At 36.9% G+C, this 20,925-nt stretch carries 20 protein-coding genes; 9 read left to right on the forward strand and 11 right to left on the reverse strand.

The features are described 5' to 3' along the window. Both bshB1 and ACJAT0_RS05285 read right to left on the reverse strand, forming a co-directional pair. Positions 1-537, reverse strand: a 537-nt coding sequence (gene bshB1 / locus ACJAT0_RS05280; protein WP_415180807.1) for a bacillithiol biosynthesis deacetylase BshB1, incomplete at its 3' end; no start/stop codon positions are given. 274 nt (positions 538-811) lie between these two features. Continuing rightward, positions 812-1,969 carry a trans-sulfuration enzyme family protein gene (locus ACJAT0_RS05285; protein ID WP_415180808.1) on the reverse strand — a complete coding sequence of 386 codons (1,158 nt, stop codon included), beginning with the start codon at positions 1,967-1,969 and terminating at the stop codon, positions 812-814. Positions 1,970-2,096: 127 nt separating this feature from the next. Between ACJAT0_RS05285 and hutI the strand changes: the two genes are divergently transcribed. Both hutI and ACJAT0_RS05295 read left to right on the forward strand, forming a co-directional pair. Beyond that, positions 2,097-3,347, forward strand: coding sequence for an imidazolonepropionase (hutI, locus tag ACJAT0_RS05290; protein WP_415180809.1), 1,251 nt, complete (start codon positions 2,097-2,099; stop codon positions 3,345-3,347). Positions 3,348-3,658: 311 nt separating this feature from the next. Next, complete coding sequence (locus ACJAT0_RS05295) at positions 3,659-4,678, forward strand: formimidoylglutamase (protein ID WP_415180810.1); 1,020 nt, start codon at positions 3,659-3,661, stop codon at positions 4,676-4,678. Between the two features lie 447 nt (positions 4,679-5,125). Here the strand turns inward: ACJAT0_RS05295 and ACJAT0_RS05300 are convergent, their stop codons facing one another. Further along, positions 5,126-6,958, reverse strand: coding sequence for a cytochrome-c peroxidase (locus ACJAT0_RS05300; protein WP_415180811.1), 1,833 nt, complete (start codon positions 6,956-6,958; stop codon positions 5,126-5,128). A 1-nt stretch (position 6,959) separates the two neighbouring features. Continuing rightward, entirely contained in the window at positions 6,960-8,426 is a 1,467-nt protein-coding gene (locus ACJAT0_RS05305) for an alkaline phosphatase PhoX (protein ID WP_415180812.1), read from the reverse strand. A 261-nt stretch (positions 8,427-8,687) separates the two neighbouring features. Between ACJAT0_RS05305 and ACJAT0_RS05310 the strand changes: the two genes are divergently transcribed. Then, entirely contained in the window at positions 8,688-9,476 is a 789-nt protein-coding gene (locus ACJAT0_RS05310; protein WP_415180813.1) for an MBL fold metallo-hydrolase, read from the forward strand. 167 nt (positions 9,477-9,643) lie between these two features. On the opposite strand, the gene ACJAT0_RS05315 is transcribed toward ACJAT0_RS05310, so the two are convergent. The 7 genes from ACJAT0_RS05315 to ACJAT0_RS05345 form a co-directional block, all read right to left on the reverse strand. Then, positions 9,644-10,048, reverse strand: coding sequence for a DUF2306 domain-containing protein (locus tag ACJAT0_RS05315; protein ID WP_415180814.1), 405 nt, complete (start codon positions 10,046-10,048; stop codon positions 9,644-9,646). A gap of 318 nt (positions 10,049-10,366) precedes the next feature. Further along, positions 10,367-12,586 (reverse strand): NADP-dependent isocitrate dehydrogenase, encoded by a 2,220-nt coding sequence (locus ACJAT0_RS05320; RefSeq protein ID WP_415180815.1) that lies wholly within the window; start codon positions 12,584-12,586, stop codon positions 10,367-10,369. Between the two features lie 283 nt (positions 12,587-12,869). Then, on the reverse strand, positions 12,870-13,223 hold the full coding sequence (gene rplS / locus ACJAT0_RS05325) for a 50S ribosomal protein L19 (protein WP_374004039.1): 354 nt from the start codon (positions 13,221-13,223) through the stop codon (positions 12,870-12,872). 131 nt (positions 13,224-13,354) lie between these two features. Further along, positions 13,355-13,717: a T9SS type A sorting domain-containing protein gene (locus tag ACJAT0_RS05330; protein WP_415180816.1), complete on the reverse strand. Its 363-nt coding sequence runs from the start codon at positions 13,715-13,717 to the stop codon at positions 13,355-13,357. A gap of 46 nt (positions 13,718-13,763) precedes the next feature. Continuing rightward, positions 13,764-14,444, reverse strand: a complete 681-nt coding sequence (trmD, locus tag ACJAT0_RS05335; RefSeq protein ID WP_415180817.1) for a tRNA (guanosine(37)-N1)-methyltransferase TrmD — start codon at positions 14,442-14,444, stop codon at positions 13,764-13,766. Between the two features lie 372 nt (positions 14,445-14,816). Further along, a complete protein-coding gene (locus ACJAT0_RS05340; RefSeq protein ID WP_415180818.1) occupies positions 14,817-15,023 on the reverse strand; it encodes a helix-turn-helix transcriptional regulator in 207 nt (68 codons plus the stop codon). After that, positions 15,013-15,486, reverse strand: coding sequence for a hypothetical protein (locus ACJAT0_RS05345; protein ID WP_415180819.1), 474 nt, complete (start codon positions 15,484-15,486; stop codon positions 15,013-15,015). Before ACJAT0_RS05345 ends, ACJAT0_RS05340 begins: the two co-directional genes overlap by 11 nt. A gap of 197 nt (positions 15,487-15,683) precedes the next feature. Here ACJAT0_RS05345 and ACJAT0_RS05350 point away from each other — a divergent pair, with 197 nt between their 5' ends. The 6 genes from ACJAT0_RS05350 (at position 15,684) to ACJAT0_RS05375 (ending at position 20,924) form a co-directional block, all read left to right on the forward strand. After that, complete coding sequence (locus ACJAT0_RS05350; protein ID WP_415180820.1) at positions 15,684-16,073, forward strand: hypothetical protein; 390 nt, start codon at positions 15,684-15,686, stop codon at positions 16,071-16,073. An 80-nt stretch (positions 16,074-16,153) separates the two neighbouring features. Further along, positions 16,154-16,513 carry a BlaI/MecI/CopY family transcriptional regulator gene (locus tag ACJAT0_RS05355; RefSeq protein ID WP_374004033.1) on the forward strand — a complete coding sequence of 120 codons (360 nt, stop codon included), beginning with the start codon at positions 16,154-16,156 and terminating at the stop codon, positions 16,511-16,513. A 1-nt stretch (position 16,514) separates the two neighbouring features. Further along, entirely contained in the window at positions 16,515-19,157 is a 2,643-nt protein-coding gene (locus ACJAT0_RS05360; protein ID WP_415180821.1) for a M56 family metallopeptidase, read from the forward strand. A gap of 105 nt (positions 19,158-19,262) precedes the next feature. Further along, positions 19,263-19,415 carry an SsrA-binding protein gene (locus ACJAT0_RS05365; RefSeq protein ID WP_374004031.1) on the forward strand — a complete coding sequence of 51 codons (153 nt, stop codon included), beginning with the start codon at positions 19,263-19,265 and terminating at the stop codon, positions 19,413-19,415. After that, complete coding sequence (locus tag ACJAT0_RS05370) at positions 19,415-20,251, forward strand: ABC transporter substrate-binding protein (protein WP_415180822.1); 837 nt, start codon at positions 19,415-19,417, stop codon at positions 20,249-20,251. Before ACJAT0_RS05365 ends, ACJAT0_RS05370 begins: the two co-directional genes overlap by 1 nt. Positions 20,252-20,321: 70 nt before the next feature. Next, the gene (locus tag ACJAT0_RS05375; protein ID WP_415180823.1) at positions 20,322-20,924 is read left to right on the forward strand and encodes a LemA family protein; all 603 of its coding nucleotides are present in this window, start codon (positions 20,322-20,324) and stop codon (positions 20,922-20,924) included. Position 20,925: the final 1 nt, after the last annotated feature.

Below are 20,925 nucleotides of genomic sequence, written 5' to 3' on the forward strand. Positions count from 1 at the left end.
GTAAGCATGTACAGCCTCCATTTTAGCATCTATAAATCCTGTAATGTCCACAACAAAATCAGGTTCTATATCTAGCCATTGTATATAATGATACACCTGTTTAGGTCGCCAGTGTTCTTGAGGGATGCCCTCTAAGGTCGTTTCAATACGTTGAAGTCCCGAAAGGTAACAACTCACACTAGCCAATTCAGATCCTTTTGCATGATCAGGATGCCGGTCTTTGATGGAGTTGCACAAAACGATCTCTGGACGGTATTTTCTAATGATTCTTATAACTTCTAATTGGTGGGCTTCATCATTCATAAAAAAACCATCTTTAAAAGCAAGATTTTCCCTTACAGAAAGCTTTAATACTTTTGCTGCTGCTGCTGCTTCTTGGTCTCTAATTTCTGCGCTACCCCTGGAGCCTAATTCACCTCTGGTCAGGTCTAGAACTCCTGTCTTTTTTCCAGCAGCTTGTTCTTTAAGTAAAACTCCTGCGCAGCTTAATTCTATATCGTCTGGATGCGCTCCTATAGCTAGTATGTCTAATTTCATAAGTGTTTTTTTTTCTAAAATGTATCAGGATGTTGAAAGTGTTCTTTTTTTATGGAATAGCATTTTAGTTGTAAACCAACATCTTTCAACCTTTCTGACTAAAACTCGCTACCGCTCCTTTTATCCACCTTTCCTTTTCTTAGGAAAGAAGCCTTTATTATTTTAATTTATTCATTCCTTTTCGTCTGTAAACTACGATCGTCTGAATTAGGTGGGAAGGAAATCAGCCTTAATTTTCAAAATAAATTTATTTATCTCAGCATATAATTAGCAATCACTTCTTTTTACGACTCTTCTTCATCGCATTTTCAAGATCGGCTATAAGAATGCTGGGTTCTTCAATTCCTACTGAAAATCTTAATAAACCGTCTGATATCCCTTGTTCCTCTCTTTCTTTTGGCGTGAGTAAACTGTGAGAAGTAGTTGTAGGAGCTAGAATGGTACTCTCCACACCAGCAAGACTTAAAGCTGGAAAAATAACTTCAAGCCGTTCGAGAAAAGCGGTCTGATCGATGTGGTTTTTTAATTCAAAGGACATCATACCGCCGTATGCATTCATTTGTTTTTTAGCAAGTTGGTGCTGAGGATGTGATTTTAGTCCTGGATAATTAACCTTTTTGATATTTGGATTTTTTTCTAGAGATACAGCTATCTTCTTAGCGTTTTTAGACTGTCTTTTTACTCGTAGTGCCAGTGTTTTTATACTTCTTTCCAAAAGCCAAACAGTTTGATCACTTAGGCTGCCTCCGTAATTTTTTGCCGTTTTCCATATGCTCTCTATGTGTTCCTGACTGCAACTCACGGTACCTGCGCAAATATCGCTGTGCCCACCTAGATATTTAGTCGCGCTGTGCAGAATGATGTCTATTCCAAAATCGGCAGGAGTCTGATTGATCGGTGATGCAAACGTATTATCGATGGCTGTTGTTAAGGAGTTCGCTTTCGCGAAAGCGGAAACCAAAGCCATATCAGTAATCTCCAGTAAAGGGTTGCTAGGTGTTTCTATATAAACCATCTTAGTATTGGGCTTCAAACTCAAGCTCAAACTCTCCTGATCTACATGCTCTATCATCGTGTATTCAATACCTAAGTTTTTAAATTCTGCTGCTGCAAAATGAGCAGTACCGCCATAAAGAGCCCTTTGTAGAATAATATGATCTCCTGTTTTTAAGAAAGCCATAAATACAGCGCTTATTGCTGCCATGCCGCTTCCAAAAATCATTCCAGCCTCTGTATGCTCCAGTGCTGCCATTTTTTTACCTAAGGCTACTTGATTGGGCGTATTAAAATACCGCGGGTACAAGTTGGTGCCTTCTCCTCGATAATCGTAAGCGGTGGAGGTATATATAGGAGCCGTTGCGCCGCCGTATACTTCGTCTTTTAACTGTCCTGCATGGACACAAACGTAGTTAGGGTTTTGTTTTTCTTTCATATTGCCGAAATTAATAAGATTGCAATGGATAAATGTAAATTAAAAGTGAAAATTACTTGTTGCACTTAGCGCAGAAAAGCTGGGTTAAAGTTACTTTTCTTATTTCAGAGTTAATTACCTTCACACCATGAGCATACTTTTTACAAATATCAAAGAATTAGTGCAAGTGAGAGAACGTACCAACCAGCCTTTGCGTGGTCATCAAATGGATGAATTACCTTCCATTAAAAATGCGTATTTATGGATAGAAGATGGGCGGATTAAAGACTACGGAAGTATGGAGGATTTTCATTCTCATCCCGCCGAAGAAGTTTATGACTGCACGGGAAAAATTATCACCCCTGGTTATGTGGACAGTCATACACATCTTGTTTTTGCGGGTACTAGGGAGAAGGAATTTGAAGATAGGATTCACGGTCTTACCTATGAAGAGGTAGCGGCAAGAGGTGGTGGTATTCTCAATAGTGCTGCTGCCCTAGAAAACATGACCGAAGACCAGCTTTTTGATCAAGCGCGTTTGCGACTGGATCAAGTAGTGGCACAAGGAACCACAGCTATAGAGATTAAAAGTGGTTATGGATTGAGTGTAGAAAGTGAATTGAAAATATTAAGAGTCGCATCCCGCTTGCGCAAAAGCGGAACCAATAACCATCATATCATCCCAATAAAAGCCACTTTTTTAGGAGCACACGCAGTTCCTTTGAAATTTAAAAATGACAGAGAAGCCTATATCCAATTGATTATTCAAGAAATGCTTCCCGTTATTGCTCAAGAGAAACTAGCCGATTATATAGATGTGTTTTGTGAGAAAAATTACTTTACTGTAGCGGAGATGCTGCGTATTATTGAAGCAGGAAGTGCCTGTGGTTTAAAAGCCAAAGTACACGTGAATCAGTTTACATCTCTAGGTTCGATTGATGCTGCTGTTAAAGCCGGGGCAGTAAGTGTGGATCATCTAGAGGTTATGGAGTCGGCAGATTTTGATGCTTTATCTGGAGCAAAAACGATCGCTACTGCTTTGCCTAGTTGTTCCTTTTTTCTAGGTTTGGATTATGCTCCGGCTAACGAAATGATAGATCGAGATATTGCAGTGGCACTTGCTAGTGATTACAATCCTGGAAGTACCCCTTCTGGAAATTTGAATTTTGTTTTTTCACTAGCCTGTATAAAAATGAAGATGACACCACAACGTGCTTTTAATGCGTTAACGATAAATGCCGCGCATGCATTAGAGCTTCAGGATGAGGTGGGTAGTATTACAAAAGGAAAAAGAGCCAACTTAATGATATTTAAAAATATAGAAAGTATGGCTGCTATCCCTTATAATTTTGGACAGGTAGTTATCGATCGGGTAATGGTGGATGGAAGGTTTATGTAATGCCTATCCTCCATCTTTTTATAAGGAAGAGACATTTTTTTAATGATGTGGAGCAAAATGTGGTAGGGCCTAGATCCTCTTCACTTAGACGAGCTTAATACAGCGCAAAGGAAAGAGCCACGTTATTTCTTAAAATAATAATAGAGAAAGGTATGGAGATTTGTGTCCTATCCTAAATCCGTTCCAAAGAAAAGGACTTTTTGATATGTAAAGCAAGTCGTGGAAAAATTTAATAGATGATGTATATTTTAATTTTTTTCAATTAAAAAGAAGGACGTCACCCATAAGAAAAACAGGTATGAATTATAATTATGAATAAACATTTTACACTTTTCACAAAAGAGAAAAGAGCCACTTATGTTTCTAGCAGGCAGGATTTAGATCTTATGGATGGTCTTGAATCGGAAGACACCTCTATTTCTTTTGCTCAAGCGATAGAAGTTTGTGAAGATCTCGATAAGATTTCTGAGCTTAGAACAAAATATATGATCATCGGTATTCCGGAAGATATAGGAGTGCGAGCTAATATGGGTCGAGCAGGAGCGAGCGAGGCTTGGGATTCTTTTTTAAAGTCTTTTATGGGTTTACAGCAAACCACTTTAAATGATGGGAGTAGATTTTGTGTTTTGGGACAGGTAACGACCAATGATTTGATGTCACAAGCTCGCGATTTAGACAGCTCTATACCTAGAGAAAGAAAACAATTAAGCGATCTTGTAAAATTACTCGATCAACGAGTTAGTGACATTACCTCTTTAATTATAGCCGCGGGTAAAATACCTATAGTTGTAGGCGGAGGGCATAATAATAGCTATCCCTTATTGAGAGTTTGTGGTTATTCTACGCCTGTGGATTGCATTAATATAGATGCACATACGGATTTAAGAGTCGCAAAAGGAAGACATAGTGGTAATGGATTTACTCATGCGATTCAAGAAGGGTATTTGAAAAACTATTACATGATGGGAATTCAAGAAAATTATTTGAGTCAGCCGATGATTGATTTTATAGATGCGAATGAACGGATCAATTATGTTTCTTATACTAATGGCAGTAAAGCTTTTACAAAAGAAGTTCAAAAAGCAATGGAGCATATTGATTCCAATAATTTTGCTTTAGAAATAGACATGGATGTAGTGGCACATTTTCCTTCTAGTGCGCAATCCCCAGTAGGTTATTTGTTTCAAGAATTGAGGGTTGTCATAAATGAGATTCTTAATCAAGCACAAGAATTCCCTAAGTACATTCATATTTGTGAGGCAGCACCTCGATATGGTTATGACAACCATGTAGGGAAAGCGCTGGCCACTTTAGTAAACGATCTTCCATAGCTATGACTCTTGTTTTACGTCTCTTTGATTCTTGGCAGTTTGCCTTTTTGCCTGTTTTTCTAGCGGTCTTTTGGTTGTTATTTGTGTTTAAGAATTTATCTGCATTTAGAAAGGAGTTTCAAAAAACGAATCGGAAAGAGCGCTCTTCTGAGCGAGGTACGCTTTTGATAAAAGAGGTACAGAGAAAATATATAGGGCGATCTGTGATTGCTTTGATAGTTTGTGTGGGCTTTTATGTGCTTGTTTGTTATGCGCCATAGAGATAGGTTTAACGAAATCATCTTTTTTTCCTTAATCAAGGCACTATTTTCAATCCCAGCCGTAGTTGCGGTTTAAAATTTTAATCTTTAGAAGGAAAAGAAAGGTGAAGCATTAGCAGACTTGTATCCTATAAAGTAAAAAAGCGCATGTGTAAAAGATGCGCTTTAAGAGGAGCTACACACAGTTTTAATTCTCAGCATATTCCTTTTTTAAAAACTCTTCGTCTGTAAGTGTTTTCATAAAGTTGATGAGGTCTGTTTTTTCTTGATTGCTTAGGTTTAAAGAATCTGCGGGTAAGGTCTGGAACTCTTGGTCTGTTATTCCTATACCGGAACCACCGCCTAGATTATAAAATTCTATAACTTCTTCCAGTGTTTTATAGGCTCCGTTATGCATGTAAGGAGCCGTAAGGGCTATATTTCTTATGCTAGGTGTTTTAAAGAAGTGTTTTCTATTTGCTGTTTTAAAAAGTTCAAATCTTCCTAGATCTGGATCGATGATCGCATTTTTTGTAGTGGCTATTAGAGGTACTCCTATATGTTCCATTTCTGTTTCCATGAAATCTGGCGGTACAGTACCGTTAAACACGGGTGCAAAATGACAGGTAGCACATTTTGCTTTTCCATTGAAAAGATTAAAACCGTTAATTTCTGAAGCCGTTAACGTGTTGATTTCATTTCTAATATTGCGGTCCCATTTTGAATCCCAATAATTGAGACTGCGTACATAATCTGCAATAGCAGTTCTTATCGCATGCTGACTGATAGGGGTAGCATAGGCTTTTTTAAAGTCTTTGAGGTAAGTAACATCTGTGTCAATATGTGCTGAAAAACTTTTAAGATCAGAATGAAATTCTTGTGAATTATTAATAACCGAAACGATCTGGCCTTCTAAACTGCCAGCCCTCTTGTCATAAAAAAAACCTTGTTGGTAAGCACTATAAGTAAGACTTGGACTGTTGCGATTTAATCCAGAAGGTGTAACAAGTCCATCGGTAAAAGCCAGCTCGCTTTTATGACAGCTGTTGCAACTAACCGTTTTAGAAGTGGATAGTTGTGGGTCATTAAACAAGCGTTTTCCTAATGCAATTTTTTCTTCTGTAAGCGGTGTTACTTTTTGATCTGCAAAAAAGTCTAGTGATAGTGCTTCTTTAGAGAATAAGCTGGAAGCATTATTATCCATAGCCATCTGCAGAGGGAACGCTACTTTCCAGTCTTTTGCGGTGTCGTTCCACAAAACGAGCATTGGATCGATATAAGACTTAATAAACTCGTACCTATTGAAATCCTCAAAGTTGCCATTCTTTAAAAACTGTTCGGATTGGTTGAATTTTTCTTTCCAAGAGGATTTGAGCTTGCTATTGGTAAATTTATGGTCGTAGAGTTCTAATATTTGTTCCGCTTTCGCGAAAGCAGTAACTGCATCCATCAAACTACTTTCTAAAACAGGAGAATCAAAACCGGTAACTCCCGTAGTGGCGGTACGTATGAATTGCTTGCGTACCAACCAAAGAACATGGTAGGGTTTAAAAAACTCTAGGTCTGTATTTCTTAAAAGAACCAGCAATCTCGTATGGATTTTACCGGCTATTTTCTGTACAGATTCAATTTCTGGTGTATCGCTGAAAAGTTCTTCTTCTAGTGTCTGAAAGCTACACGGCTCGTTTATTTTAATATCTGTAAGGTCTTCTTCTTCTACTTTAAGAATATTAGGTGCATTCAGAAAGTTGTAGTTGTTCAGATCATTAAAAGACAGTACAGGCTCTATTTTTTTAAACTCTGTGCGTGCTTTTTTGAAATAATCTCTCAGGCTGTCGATATGAGAAGTTAGGGTTAAAGAATCTATATAATGAGCACAATTTTGCAGGTCGTTTAGATACATCTTTTGGAGGGCAGAAGACGGTTGTAGATCTATTTTTTCAACATATTCCTTCTGTTCCTGATTACAAGAGATCAGTAACAAAAGAAGACCTGTAATCAAACAGGTCTTCTTTAATAAAGTGGAGGTCAGTAAACCCATCTTATCGGTCTAGTCCGGTTAAAACGTACAACATACTTCCTTCTTTACGGCTACTGGCAACATCACCTACAGCGTTAGGATCAGAGAAGGCACTACCGTCTGCAGGTTCCCAACCGTGATTTTGTGTGATCACCATAAATGTTCCGTCTATTCCTACTTGATCAGAAACGTCTATCATTCCTGTGATTTCCCAGATGCTGGTCTCACTTCCTATTCCTGCGGCAGCGGCACTTACTTGGTCGCATTCTAGAACGGTTTTCAATACTCCTGTAGTTAGGTTGTATTGATATAATCTTGCATAATGAGTTCTAACAGCATCATCAAAGTAGCCATTAGGATCTTCTTGAATGTAAGCATAGTTTGTAGTGACTAGAATATTATCAGGACTGTGAAATCCCCATGCTTTGCCACCTATTTTATCGCCGTCAAGAACACAAGTGATTTTAGCAGGTCCAGTAGGGTCTGTATCATTTAATTCTACCTTGTAAATGCGACCATATTGAGATCCTTTACCGACTAATGCAGCTCTCTGACGACCAGTTACTGCAAAGTAAACTTCTCTTTGGTTATTATCACTTCCACGTCTCCAGTCGATGTCTTCTAGTCTAGAGAATCCCATTACACCTTTAGTTTTAGCCTCTGCATCCAGTAGGTCTATATTTTTCTCATCAAGCTGTACAAATTCTGCATCATAAGACTGTCCTTCTTGCATGTCCATTTCAAAGTTAATTCCAGCGGTTGTTACTTTAAGGCCATAAAGATTACCATTGTAAAGATCTCCACGATCTCCAACGTACATTCCTAGCTGTCCAGAAGGAATACTATCATCAGAATCATCATCTCCTATAAACACCACTGTTTTATCATCATAGGCGTTTTTTCCGATGGCGACAGCGTTCTCTGTACTCCACTGTCCCATTGCGGTAAGCATTTCTGGAAACATTCTTGAGGAGCTATGTTTGGTGACTTCTGTTGCAAAAACTCCTTTTGAAGCACCGCCCCATTCTCCACCTGACAGGTACAAGGGGCCGAAACCGTGCTCCTCTGGTGTAATTAAAGAACCAGAACATTGTGCGGTAGATCCGGTTGCCTCTGCATTAAGAATGTATTCTCCTGCAACGGGTTTGAAGGTTTTATCTAGAGTGATGCGTGCGATAGAATAATCTGCCTCGATGTTATTGATAATCGTGTAGTTTTCCTGATCGGCATTGTAGATCAATCCACATCCATCTGCCATCGAGCCATAAACGAATTCAGGTGTTTCTATCAGCTGGTCGGCACTCGAAAGAATAGGATACACATTTACAGAAGAAAATTCAGCCGTAGTTTTTAAAAAGTTAGGAGTTGTAGAGTGTGCTCTAAGAACAACTTCATCAGCTTGTGGATTTGTTCTAAGGGACTCTTCATCGTTACACGCAGTTAATGCCAGTATCCCAGCAGCTGCAAAAAGGAGGTAATTTGGTTTCATTTTTATGTTTTTAAGTTGGTTCAAATTTATTTCTAAGACATCTTAATTTTGGAATTTTAATATAATGCTTGTGTTACAATTGTGTTTGCTGTCCGACAGAATGGTGTTAGGGGAAGGTTATCTACTTAAACTTAAAGGGTTGGAATTGTTTTTAAGGCTATGATATTCAATATTTTATATTTTAATTGTGCAACTTTAATTTTATTTTATACGAAATGAAAATAGCAGATTGTAAATTTGAATCACATTTAAAATTGGATAATGAAAAAAATTGGTATCACATTAATGGCTGTTTCTATGATGGCTATATCTTGTAAGGAAAACAAGGAAGAAGTCGCTGGAGAAAGAAATGCTACTGAAATGCTAGAAAGTGAAACTTCGGCAGTGGCTAACAATATAAAAATCATGCCTATATCTCATGCTACCTTTGTAATGGACTGGGATGGACAGATTATTTATGTGGATCCTGTAGGTGGAACGACTGTTTTTAAAGAAATGCCAGCTGCAGATGTAACCTTGATTACAGATGTGCATTACGATCATTTAGAGGAAGAAACACTAGCCGCTGTAAAAGGGAAAAGTGTCCTAATTACCCCACAAGCAGTCGCTGATAAAATGGTGGATTTAAAATCAACTTATATTATCAATAATGGAGAAACTAAAACTATAAGAGGAATAGAAATTACCGCAGTTCCTATGTATAATCTTACAGAAGGCAGGTTAGACATGCATGTAAAAGGAAGAGGTAATGGTTATGTACTAGAGAAAAACGCTTACCGTGTTTATATATCTGGAGATACAGAAGGTATTCCAGAGATGAGAGCACTTAAAAATATAGATAAAGCTTTTGTATGTATGAACTTACCTTATACCATGGATATTGATCAAGCGGCAAGCGCTGTTTTAGAGTTTCAACCTAAAGAAGTCATTCCTTATCATTATCGCGGCACAGAAGGTTTTCAAGAGGTGGAGAAATTCAAGTCTCTGGTGTATGAGAAAAATAAAAACATAGAGGTTACTTTAATGGATTGGTATCCTGCAGCTAATTAAAAGGCAAGCTTTTATTCAAAGTAAAAAGGGAAATACTCGAATGGCATTTCCTTTTTTATGATTTAGAATTAGAAAGAATACAGCTTTGATCTCGCTTTGGTAGGGAGCCAAGTGGAGTATCAACTTTAGTTTAGAATAAAATAGAAAGCGAATTAATAAAAAGTTTCCTAGCCAAAAAAGACTTCGTACATATAGCGACCTGGCATAAAGGTAAAGCCTCCAGCAATCATCAATGCTCCTATATAAAGTAAGATCATTTTTATTTTATGTTTCTTTACTTGACCTTTTCTTATAGCTATATAAGCCGTCGGGACTGACCAAAGTGTCAAAAAACTGAACAAATGAATCCACCCAAAATGCCCTAAGAATTGAGGTCCTACCATCGCTGGCATGAATAGTGAAACGACGGCAGTGATGGCCATAGAAATCATATAATACTTTCCTAATGATCTGTGCCATTTTGTTCCTTTACTAAATAGCAACAGATAGGCTCCTACAAAAACGCAGGGTATTACAGTGATCAGATGAAGGTACAGTAAGGCGTAGTAAAGGGTAGAATAATAATCAGTCATTTGATCGGGATTGATTCAAATGTAAGTCGATTTTTTTTATGTTGCTACTGCTGGCATTTTAGCCTTCCAATATCGCATATCCACCGTTTATTTTTTGCCCTCATTTCTTATAAAAATGGAAACATAACCCAGTTATGGCTATTTTTTGATCAGGAGCGCAAAAAATAATTTAGATTTTTTGGTGCTATTTAAAAAACAGATGCGCAATATACCAGCCAACTATAATTTACATATTCTGATGGGCAAACTTTCGGGAATCAAAAAATCCTCAAGCGCAGCTTGAGGATTTTTAGAGTCTTACTTATATTTTTATAGAGATTACCCTATGATCTCATTCAAAGTTTTACTGGGTCTCATAGCAGCCTCTTCCTTTGCTGGATCGGGCATGTAGTAACCACCTATATCCATAGGTTTGCCTTGTACTGCGAGGAGTTCATCAGTGATTTTTTCTTCGTTTTCAACGAGCTTGTTAGCTAGTGGAGTAAATTGTGCTGCTAGTTCTTCGTCATCTTCCTGATCGGCCAGTTCCTGTGCCCAATAAGTAGCAAGGTAATATTGAGAACCTCTGTTGTCGAGTTCATTTACTTTACGAGAAGGAGACTTCTTATTGGCCAAGAATTTTTCTGTTGCTCTGTCGAGTGCATCAGCTATGACTTGGGCTTTATCATTTTTGAAGGTTATGGCAAGGTGTTCCAATGAAACAGCAAGTGCTAAGAACTCTCCTAAAGAATCCCAGCGCAAATGATTTTCTTTTTCAAACTGTTGAACGTGTTTAGGAGCACTTCCACCAGCGCCAGTCTCAAATAATCCACCACCGTTCATTAAAGGAACAATAGAAAGCATTTTTGCACTCGTTCCTACTTCAAGAATTGGGAAAAGGTCTGTATTATAATCTCTCAATACATTTCCTGTTACAGAAATAGTATCTAGACCATCCTTCATTCTTCTCAACGTACGCTCTGTAGCTTTTATAGGAGAAGCAACAGTTATATCCAGTCCCTTAATATCGTGATCTTTAAGATAAAGGCTTACTTTTTTAATAATTTGAGCATCGTGAGCTCTGTTTTCGTCCAACCAGAAAATAGCAGGGTCTTTAGTCGCGCGAGCACGAGAAACGGCAAGCTTTATCCAATCTTGGATAGGTGCATCCTTTGCTTGGCACGCTCTCCATATATCTCCAGCTTCAACGTCATGTTCTAAATGAACAGTGCCGTCTATATCCACTACTTGTACGGTTCCACCAAGTCCAATTTCAAAGGTTTTATCATGAGAACCGTATTCTTCCGCTTTTTGTGCCATCAGTCCTACATTAGGGACAGTTCCCATAGTAGTGGGGTCGAAAGCGCCATTTTCCCTACAGAATTCTATGGTTGCATCATAAACTCCAGCATAAGAACTATCTGGAATAACAGCTTTTGTATCTTGAGATTTCCCATCTTTATTCCACATCTGCCCAGAGTTTCTAATCATAGCCGGCATGGATGCATCAATGATTACATCACTAGGTACATGGAGGTTAGTAATTCCGTGATCGCTATTAACCATAGCCAGTTGTGGTCTAAACTTATAAATATCGCGCAGTTCATCTTGAATTTTTTCTCTTTCTAATTCGGGAAGCACGTGAAGCTTACTTAAAAGGTCACCAAGTCCATTATTAACATCTACACCTATCTTATTGAAAACAGCAGCGTATTTATCGAACAAAGGCTTAAAGAAAACTTTTACGGCATGGCCAAATATGATTGGATCAGAAACCTTCATCATAGTAGCTTTCATGTGTAAAGAAAAAAGTACATTTTTTTCTAAAGCGTCATCTATTTGTTCCTCTAAGAAATTGATCAGAGCCACTTTGCTCATAAAGGTAGCATCCATGATTTCTCCTTTTAATAAAGAAAGGTCTTTTTTAAGGACATGAATCCTACCAGCTTTATCGATAAGTTGGATATGGACAGTAGTATCTTTGGTTGTTGTAAAGCTTTTCTCATTATGAGCAAAATCACCAGCAGTCATGGTAGAAACATGAGTTTTTGAATCTTTACTCCACGCACCCATAGAGTGTGGATTGTTTTTCGCGTATTGTTTTACGGGTTTAGGGGCACGACGGTCTGAATTCCCTTCGCGTAAAATGGGGTTTACTGCGCTACCTTTAATTTTATCATAACGTGTTTTAGTATTCTCTTCTTCATCTGTCGCTGGTTCTTCTGGGTAATTAGGGATGTCGTAACCCTTAGCCTGTAATTCTTGGATAGCATTAATTAATTGAGGCAAAGAAGCAGATATGTTAGGGAGCTTTATCACATTAGCTTCTGGTTGTTTCACCAGTTCACCTAATTGAGCCAAAGCATCCAATTGTTTTTGATTTTCTTTTAATCTTTCAGTAAAAACAGCAAGTATTCTACTAGCAAGAGAAATATTTCTCGTTTCAATATCTATTCCTGCTGGGGCGATGAACTTTTTCACGATAGGTAAAAAGGATGCTGTAGCAAGTGAAGGAGCTTCATCTGTTTTAGTATAGATGATCTTAGGTTGATCTGACATATGGAATAAGAATTAAAATTAGTAATAAAAATAGGACTTGAGACCCATAATTGCGATCAAAATGATCAGCCTGCAAATATAAAGCAACGCTGCTGTTTTTGAAACCTTTTCGCGAAGGCTTAGCACTCAAAGTAGTGATTTTGAACTAAACGGATAGTGTTTTTTTAGTTTTCGCCTTCGCGAAAGCCACATAATTACAAGCCACGGGTACACCCCATATTTTTGAGGCATAAAAAAAGCTGCCCAGATATGGACAGCTTTTTTAATAAGTAAGTTGGGAAATTTATTTTCTGCGCGCTTCTTTGATGCGAGCTTTCTTTCCTGTAAGTTCTCTAAAGTAGAAAATACGTTTTCTACGTACAGATCCTAGCTTGTTCACTTCAATTTTTTGTATGGCAGGTAAGTTTACAGGGAAGATACGTTCTACACCTATACCGCCAGACATTTTTCTAATTGTAAAAGTCTTTGTTAAACCAGTACCTCTTAATTGAAGAACAACTCCACGGAAGAATTGTGTACGGCTTTTTTCACCTTCTTTAATCTCATAAAATACAGTTATAGTATCTCCAGCTGAGAATTTAGGTAAGTCTTTTTTTTCTATGAATTCGTCTTGAACGAATTTTACTAATTGTTCCATGTTAAATGGGAATTAATTAATTTGAGTAATGACCAACATTCACGATGATCGTCAGAGGTTAATAGTTACGAACTGCAAAAATACAAACTTGTAGGTAATTTACAAATAAAATAAGTGATTTTTAAAATTGATTATCTAATGATCAATTTTTTTACAAAATTCGAAGAATTTGTGCTGACTCTAAGGAAGTATATTCCAGCACTGAGTTTAGAAACATCAAACATTTGTGCATCGCTATTGATACTTCTTTTTGCATTATAAACTTGTTTGCCCAATGAATTGATGATCGTTACATTCAGATCATTGTTTTGTGAACTGGTGAATGTAAGTTTCAAATAACCGTCTCTTACTGGATTAGTAAGTATCGTAAGGATTTCTTTTGCTTTTGGAGTAACTGTTTTATCCATAGAATAGCCACTCTCATTTTGTGCGACAGCAGTATGGAAGGAAAACGTAAAAACGCCTAATAAAATATAAAGTAAAATTCTTTTCATAATAATATTCTAATGTAAATTTAGATCATTTCCACCAGTTATCGTGTTAATCTTCATTTAAAAGATCAGGTCTGCGTTCTTTTGTCCTTTCAAAAGCCTTTTCTTCTCTCCATTCTTCAATTTTTTTAAGATGGCCGCTCAATAATATGTCAGGAACCTTGTGTCCTTTATAATCTGCTGGACGCGTATAAACGGGAGGAGCTAGCAAACCGTCTTGAAAACTATCTGTTAATGCACTAGTCTCATCACTAATCACGCCAGGAATTAATCTGATAAGGGCGTCGCATAAAACAGCAGCTCCTAACTCACCGCCTGAAAGTACATAATCGCCAATTGAAATTTCTCTGGTGATGTACAGGTCACGTACCCGCTGGTCGATTCCTTTATAATGACCACAAATGATCATGATATTTTCTTTGAGTGATAAATGATTTGCTGTTCCTTGATTTAAAGTCACTCCATCTGGAGTCATGTAAATAATTTCGTCGTAATCCCGCTCGTCTTTAAGCTCATGGATCAACTTATCCAGCGGCTCAATCATCATGACCATTCCAGCACCTCCACCATATTGGTAATCATCAACTTGATTGTATTTATTAAGACCGTATTTCCTTAAATCGTGCATATAAACTTCTACGATACCCTTCTCGATGGCACGCTTTAAAATAGAAGCTTCAAAAGGACTTTTTATCAATTCTGGTAATAAGGTGATGATATCTATACGCACGGTACTTGTTTTGTGGCAAAGTTAAGGCAAATCATAGAGGCGAGTGCTAGAAATTAAGAGTTGTTAACGATAAGTAACGCTTGCTTATTAATTCCAAGTTCAGCATAAAAATTTCGAACTTTAAATTGTTTTTTTTGAACTCGCAAAGTATAGCAACTCAGGTTGGGACCATTTTAAACATAAATAAAAATCCTTAGGTATGATGTCTTTTGTCTATGAGAAGTATTGTTTTTCAAATTTATTTCTTTTCTCTCCACTTCCCACATATCAACCATATCAGAGACGTACACCGTACCTATCTCCTGTATCTTGTTTCTTATCTCCCTATACAGATCCATCTATCTTCTTATAAGGCATCTGGTTAAAAACGTGTCAGCTCCAGTCACTATCCTCCATCTCAAATATCTCTAATACGTTTACTTTAAAAACGCTAGCCATTTTTAAAGCAAGTAGTGTAGAGGGTACATATTTTCCTTTTTCTATCGTATTAATGGTCTGACGGCTTACTTGTATTTTATCTGCTAGATCTTGCTGTGTGAAATCATTCATGGCTCGCAATACTTTTAATTTATTCTTCATCGCTCGCCGTTTTAAGTTGATACTTTTTCCACTCCAACCTAATAATGAAAACCAGTATAGGCGTAAAAACATTAATCATAAGTACATTGAAAAAGGAGAATCCATAAATAAATAGGGTAGCGATTATAAATAGACCATAATTAACATACATTGCCCATATCAGCGCATCTTTTCTGATAAGACCTATCAATTCATCTTCTATTTTTTCTTTAGAAAAACACCATAACATACCAGTTGTAATAGCAATGACTGTTAAAATCTCATCCAGAATATTATTCTTTTCATAGGGGCCAGGAGTCATGTCTTTTAAAAATCCATCCTCAAATGGTGAAAACACGGTTACAGTTAAAGCCTCTGGTGACCAATCAAATATAATGGCCGCAATTAAACTAGCAAAGCTCAATAAAAACAGAAGCATTCCTAGCTTCTTGTATTTAAATGGAAATAAATATGAGTTTTTCATAAAAAATTATTTAGACTTCAAATGTAATGCAAAATTGATTAATGGTAAAATAAACTTTACTTAAAGTGATGTAAGATGTACATAAAAAATCTGCCATAAGTTGTTTAACTATAAATAGAGTTTGACAACTATTAAAATAGTTTGATAACTATAATAATAGTTATATATTTGGAAGGTAGCATTTAAACTTAAAAATCATGAAAACAATAAACATTTTATTCAGTAGTATATTTTTTATGGCTTTAGCCTCCTGCACTCAACTTGAAAAAGAAGGATTAATAGAATCTGAATCTGCTGTAACAGCATTTAAGGTGAAAGCCGAAAATTTAGATGAATTGAAAAATTTTGATTGGGAAACAGTAAAAGAAATCTTTAAAGAAAATGATGAGGATCAAGAAATTACTTTGGAATTTGAATTTGTCAACAATGCTCCAACAGTCACATCAAAAAAGAGATTAGATAATTTCACTTTCAAATTGACTGGAAAAACTTCTCATATAGATGACATGACTTCTAAACTTAAAAGGATGGTTGATAAAATTGCCGATGTAGAAGTAGAAGAAATGGCGATCCCGATCAAAGACTAGCGTTTTAAAAAATGTAAAGGCTCTAGCACAGCCCTTTTAATTTCAAGTAATAAGTGACCTACGTAATAATAAATACTATCATGGAAAAACTAACACAAAAAGAAGAAGAGGTAATGCAGGTGCTTTGGAGCCTAGAGAAAGCTTTTGTAAAGGAAATTGTACCCGAATTGAAAGGTGCTAATCATTACAATACGGTATCTACCATTGTGCGCAAGCTAGAAGAAAAAGGTTATGTAGGTTATGAAGCCTTTGGTAAAACACATCGTTATTTTCCTGTAATAAAAAAAGAGGCCTATCGCAACAAGTTTGTAAATAGTGCGATGACGGGCTATTTTAATGATTCTTATAAGAGTATGGTTTCCTTTTTTGCCAAAGAAGAAAAGATAAGCGCTACCGAATTACGCGAGATTTTGGAAATGATAGAATCTAAAGAGAAATAAGATGGAAGCTGTACTAGAATATCTACTGAAAAGCGCTGGAGTACTCAGCATATTTGTACTCGTATATCATTTTTTATTGCGCCGCCTGACCTTTTTCAACACCAATCGTTGGTTCCTTCTTTCGGGAATCGCGGCCAGTATTCTTTTTCCTCTCGTGGAAATAACGAAAACCGTTTATGTAGAGCAACAGGAGCAACTCGCTTATGTACCGCAACTTAATGCAACACCTATGGCAGTGGCATTTCAAGAGCCGGTAACAGCCATTGAAATAGTTGATTATGGAATGCTTGCTGGGTACCTTTATCTGGCTATTACTCTCTTTTTTCTAGGTAAAATGCTTGTAGAACTGAGCTCGCTAAGAAGTTTAATTAAAGTTGGAAACAAGACTCGATCTGGTAAATTTATGATAGTTACGCTTTCGCGAAAGCTGACACCTTTCAGTTTCTTTAACTACATATGTTATTCTCAAGAAGATCAAAATACACCCGAATTAGATCTAATTCTAGATCATGAGAAGGTCCATGCAAGAGAATGGCATTCTATAGACCTACTGCTATCGCATGTCTTTAAAGCTCTATTCTGGTTCAATCCGCTGGTGTGGATATTAAAAAGACAAATAGGAGAAAATCTAGAATTTATAGCCGATTCAAAGGCGGCAACTCAAAATACCACAGGAATGAGCTATGAGCGTACTTTGTTAAGCGCCGTTGCCAGCTATAAACAGCCAGCATTGGCAAATAATTTCTTTACTCCTTTTATCAAAAATCGAATTCTTATGTTACAAAAAGAAGCCTCAGCCCAATGGAATGCTTATAAATATGCTTTGATACTGCCCGTAATGGTCCTTTTTCTTTACAGCTTTAACGTGGTGGAAGAAGTGGAGTATGTGGATAAGGAGAATCCCCAAATGTCAAATTCTGAAACGTCAGTGGATAGTTACAAAGAATTGGTTTTTGATATTACCCGTGCGACTTCAGATACCCAATTAGAAGCTTATCGAATGCAAATTGAAGATCAAGGGAATTACCAATTGAGATTTGATGATATAGATAGAGATGCAAAAGGGCTTTTGGAAACCATAAGTGTGTCGGCAAAGTTCCCTGGTAAAGATTGGGAAAAAGGCTTTACCGTAGAAGCCTTGTCCACTAATGGCTCGATGTTGTTAATGGCTTATCCTGATAAGATATCCTTGCATATTCCAAAGGTAAAAACAACACTTTCCATAGATCAAAATGGAAGTCATGTAATTGTTCCAGATACAGTTCTTTATGGAGATACAGCTGAGGTTACAGAAGGTTCCATAGATCCAATCCTAGATTTTGATCACAGCATTACTTTTACCATAGACGCAACATCTACAAAACAATACCTCGATGAAAAGAAGGCGTACTTAAAAAAGGAATACAACGTAGATTTTGACTATAGCAGATTGAAAATAAAAAATGAAAGGGTCGTAAGAGTCAAAATCACATTAGACGATAATGATGGTTATACCAGTTCCCAATCCTATGCAAATGACGATGGCATACCTGAAATATGCGTAACAGGAATTATAACAGAAGATTCTCAGTTATGGAGTATGGGTTCTTGTAAAGCTAATACTCCTCGGGAATCTTATTCCTTCCCAAGTACAGTAAGTTATTCGGTATCCAAAAATACTTCTTTCATCGATATGGATAGTTTGATAAAGAAGATAAAAGAGCAAATTACGAGCTTTGGGCTAAAGGAACTACATCTAGATTTGCAAAATATCAATGTAGATTCTTTACAGCATGAATTGCAAATTCAATTTGAGAAGATGAACATGGATTCGCTGACGAATACCAAAAAGAGGGTTCCGTTCAACTATTCAAATACGGAGTATACTTTTGAAAACGGTATTTCTACTAGACCCACTACAGCCGGTCAATTAAAACAAGGTTTAGGAAAAAATCCACCTCTTATGATTGTCGATGGAAAAGAAATGGATGCAAAGCTTGTTGAATTAATTGATTCAGACCTTATTACAAGTATGACTGTTTTAAAAGACAGTGCAGCCTTCATAAAATACGGGAAGAAAGGTAAAAATGGAGTCTTACTCATAAAGACAGCTTCAGGAAAACCGAATGAACTAGAATTAAGAGAGCTTTACCTTCAGGGCAAAAGAAAAGCTTCTGATGCTGTAAGGCAAAGAAGGTACATAACAAAAGATTCTTTAAAAACTAATTATGAAGCACGTAGAGTTTCTGTACTAGGGAAGAGAACCGAAAAGAAGGAAGAGAAACGTGCTCTAATGAAAGAGAAAAGAGCACAGGTTGAAGCTGATACAGAAGAGACAATGGCTCAAAGAATTGAAAATGGCTCCATTGATTTTCTCATGGAGTATAAAGGTCACGGCCGTCTCGCTGTAGATGACAAGGAATTTTTTTACATCACAAACATATCTAAAGAAAGTTTTGAAAAGTTTCAAAAACAACTAGAAGAAGCTGGTCATACTTTTAAATTAATGACACATCGCATGAAAAAGGACAGGTTGATGAAATTAAAATATGAAATCAATGGCGTTCAACATACTTATCAAACTAATAAAGGAGTTAAATTTCTTAAGATACAATTTACAGAAGGAAACACATCTCCTTCTATAAGTACGATTCCGTACCAATAGTTAAAGACTTACATTTGAATTGCCTGTATAACCCATTCTAAATTGTAGAATGGGTTTTGCTCTTTATTCATACCGTTCGAGCTGCCAAAACCTTACATTTGTGTCATGAAAAAAGACGTGTTCAAAACCTTGGCCAAAATCAATAAAGCGGTTTTACCCAGCTTTACAAAAAGGCGATTGGATCTTGCAAAAGCCAGTAAATGGCAAATGGCATTATTTGGATACAGATTATGGGTAACTAAAAATGCACTAGACTAATGTTTTGTAAAATACCAGACCAATTGGGTAGAATGATCGAACTCGATCAACTGCCACAACGTATCATATCACTTGTACCATCTCAAACAGAATTGTTGATAGACTTAGGTTTAAAAGATAGACTTGTAGGACTCACCAGATACTGTATTCATCCAGCTGGATTGATAGAGGAGAAAATGGTCGTAGGAGGGACAAAGAAAATCGTGGAATCTCGCATCTTAGAATTACAGCCAGATCTAATCATATGCAATAGAGAAGAAAACAATCAAGCGATAGTTTCTTTTTGTGACCACATCGCACCTACTTATGTTTCTGATATAGATAACCTAGAGCAAGCGTTAGAGATGATAGCAGATGTAGGAGAATTGACAGGGACTAAGTTTAAAGCAAAGTCTTTAATACGCAACATATCAAGTGCTTTTAAAACCTTGAAGAAGACAGAGGTACAACAAAAAGCATTGTATCTCATTTGGAAAAAACCCTATATGAGTATCGGAGCGGGTACTTTTATCAATGATATGATGGAGAAAGCAGGATGTATAAATGCTGCTCAACACCTAACAAGGTATCCAGAGTTAGAAATGGAAGAGATGGTTAAGCTACAGCCAGAAGTGGTGTTTTTATCTTCAGAGCCTTATCCATTTACCACAGATGATATTGCAGAGATTCGACTTGCCTTTTTAACCGCACCATCGCAAAGTCCGATCATACCAAATGTGATTCCAGACTTTAAAGTAGTCGATGGTGAGTTGTTTTCTTGGTACGGCAGTAGGTTGTTAAAAACGCCAGAGTATTTGCAAAGCTTACAGCCCAAGAAAAGCGATTTGACTTTTTAAGACAACACTTTTCTATATTTCCTGTAATTTTGAGTTTAAAACAGACACAAATCAATTAAAGAATTATAAAATGAGAAAAATAAGCGGATTAGGTATAGCAGGAATAATAGTAGGCCTTATAGTTATTTATGGTATCTATTGGTACAACAGTACTATAGGGACCAATGAAGGAGTAATCAGCTCTTGGGCAAATGTAGAAACCACCTATCAAAGGCGTAATGACTTGATTCCTAATATTGTCGCGACAGCTAAGAAGTATGCAGAGTTTGAACAACAAACCTTGATTGGAGTTATTGAAGCTCGCTCAAATGCTACTTCTATCAAAGTGGATGCCTCTGAACTCACAGAAGAAAATATTGCAGCCTATTCTAAAGCACAAAGTGCAGTAAGCACAGGATTGGGAAGACTTCTAGCCACTTATGAAAATTACCCTGACCTAAAGGCAAACGAAAACTTTAAGGAGTTGATCAATGAGTTAAGTCGTTCTGAAAACAGAATTAGTGTTGCTAGAACACGCTATAACGATGCTGTAAAAATTTACAATGTGAAGATCAAACGTTTTCCAGGAAATATAATGGCAGGTGTTTATGGATTTGATGAGGCAGCATTTTTTAAAGCAGACGAAGGCGCAGAAAAAGCGCCAGATGTGGGTAACTTATTTGGAGCTAATTAAA

This window comes from Nonlabens sp. (assembly GCF_047636915.1).
GTDB lineage: Bacteria > Bacteroidota > Bacteroidia > Flavobacteriales > Flavobacteriaceae > Nonlabens.

Coding starts and splice junctions, on each gene's coding strand:
- ACJAT0_RS05330 (WP_415180816.1), bottom strand. CDS start 13,717: ATGAAAAGAATTTTACTTTATATTTTATTAGGCGTTTTTACGTTTTCC.
- ACJAT0_RS05375 (WP_415180823.1), top strand. CDS start 20,322: ATGAGAAAAATAAGCGGATTAGGTATAGCAGGAATAATAGTAGGCCTT.
- ACJAT0_RS05365 (WP_374004031.1), top strand. CDS start 19,263: ATGAAAAAAGACGTGTTCAAAACCTTGGCCAAAATCAATAAAGCGGTT.
- ACJAT0_RS05345 (WP_415180819.1), bottom strand. CDS start 15,486: ATGAAAAACTCATATTTATTTCCATTTAAATACAAGAAGCTAGGAATG.
- ACJAT0_RS05340 (WP_415180818.1), bottom strand. CDS start 15,023: ATGAAGAATAAATTAAAAGTATTGCGAGCCATGAATGATTTCACACAG.
- ACJAT0_RS05295 (WP_415180810.1), top strand. CDS start 3,659: ATGAATAAACATTTTACACTTTTCACAAAAGAGAAAAGAGCCACTTAT.
- ACJAT0_RS05370 (WP_415180822.1), top strand. CDS start 19,415: ATGTTTTGTAAAATACCAGACCAATTGGGTAGAATGATCGAACTCGAT.
- ACJAT0_RS05285 (WP_415180808.1), bottom strand. CDS start 1,969: ATGAAAGAAAAACAAAACCCTAACTACGTTTGTGTCCATGCAGGACAG.
- ACJAT0_RS05305 (WP_415180812.1), bottom strand. CDS start 8,426: ATGAAACCAAATTACCTCCTTTTTGCAGCTGCTGGGATACTGGCATTA.
- ACJAT0_RS05320 (WP_415180815.1), bottom strand. CDS start 12,586: ATGTCAGATCAACCTAAGATCATCTATACTAAAACAGATGAAGCTCCT.
- ACJAT0_RS05315 (WP_415180814.1), bottom strand. CDS start 10,048: ATGACTGATTATTATTCTACCCTTTACTACGCCTTACTGTACCTTCAT.
- ACJAT0_RS05355 (WP_374004033.1), top strand. CDS start 16,154: ATGGAAAAACTAACACAAAAAGAAGAAGAGGTAATGCAGGTGCTTTGG.
- ACJAT0_RS05300 (WP_415180811.1), bottom strand. CDS start 6,958: ATGGGTTTACTGACCTCCACTTTATTAAAGAAGACCTGTTTGATTACA.
- ACJAT0_RS05350 (WP_415180820.1), top strand. CDS start 15,684: ATGAAAACAATAAACATTTTATTCAGTAGTATATTTTTTATGGCTTTA.
- ACJAT0_RS05360 (WP_415180821.1), top strand. CDS start 16,515: ATGGAAGCTGTACTAGAATATCTACTGAAAAGCGCTGGAGTACTCAGC.
- ACJAT0_RS05310 (WP_415180813.1), top strand. CDS start 8,688: ATGAAAAAAATTGGTATCACATTAATGGCTGTTTCTATGATGGCTATA.
- rplS (WP_374004039.1), bottom strand. CDS start 13,223: ATGGAACAATTAGTAAAATTCGTTCAAGACGAATTCATAGAAAAAAAA.
- hutI (WP_415180809.1), top strand. CDS start 2,097: ATGAGCATACTTTTTACAAATATCAAAGAATTAGTGCAAGTGAGAGAA.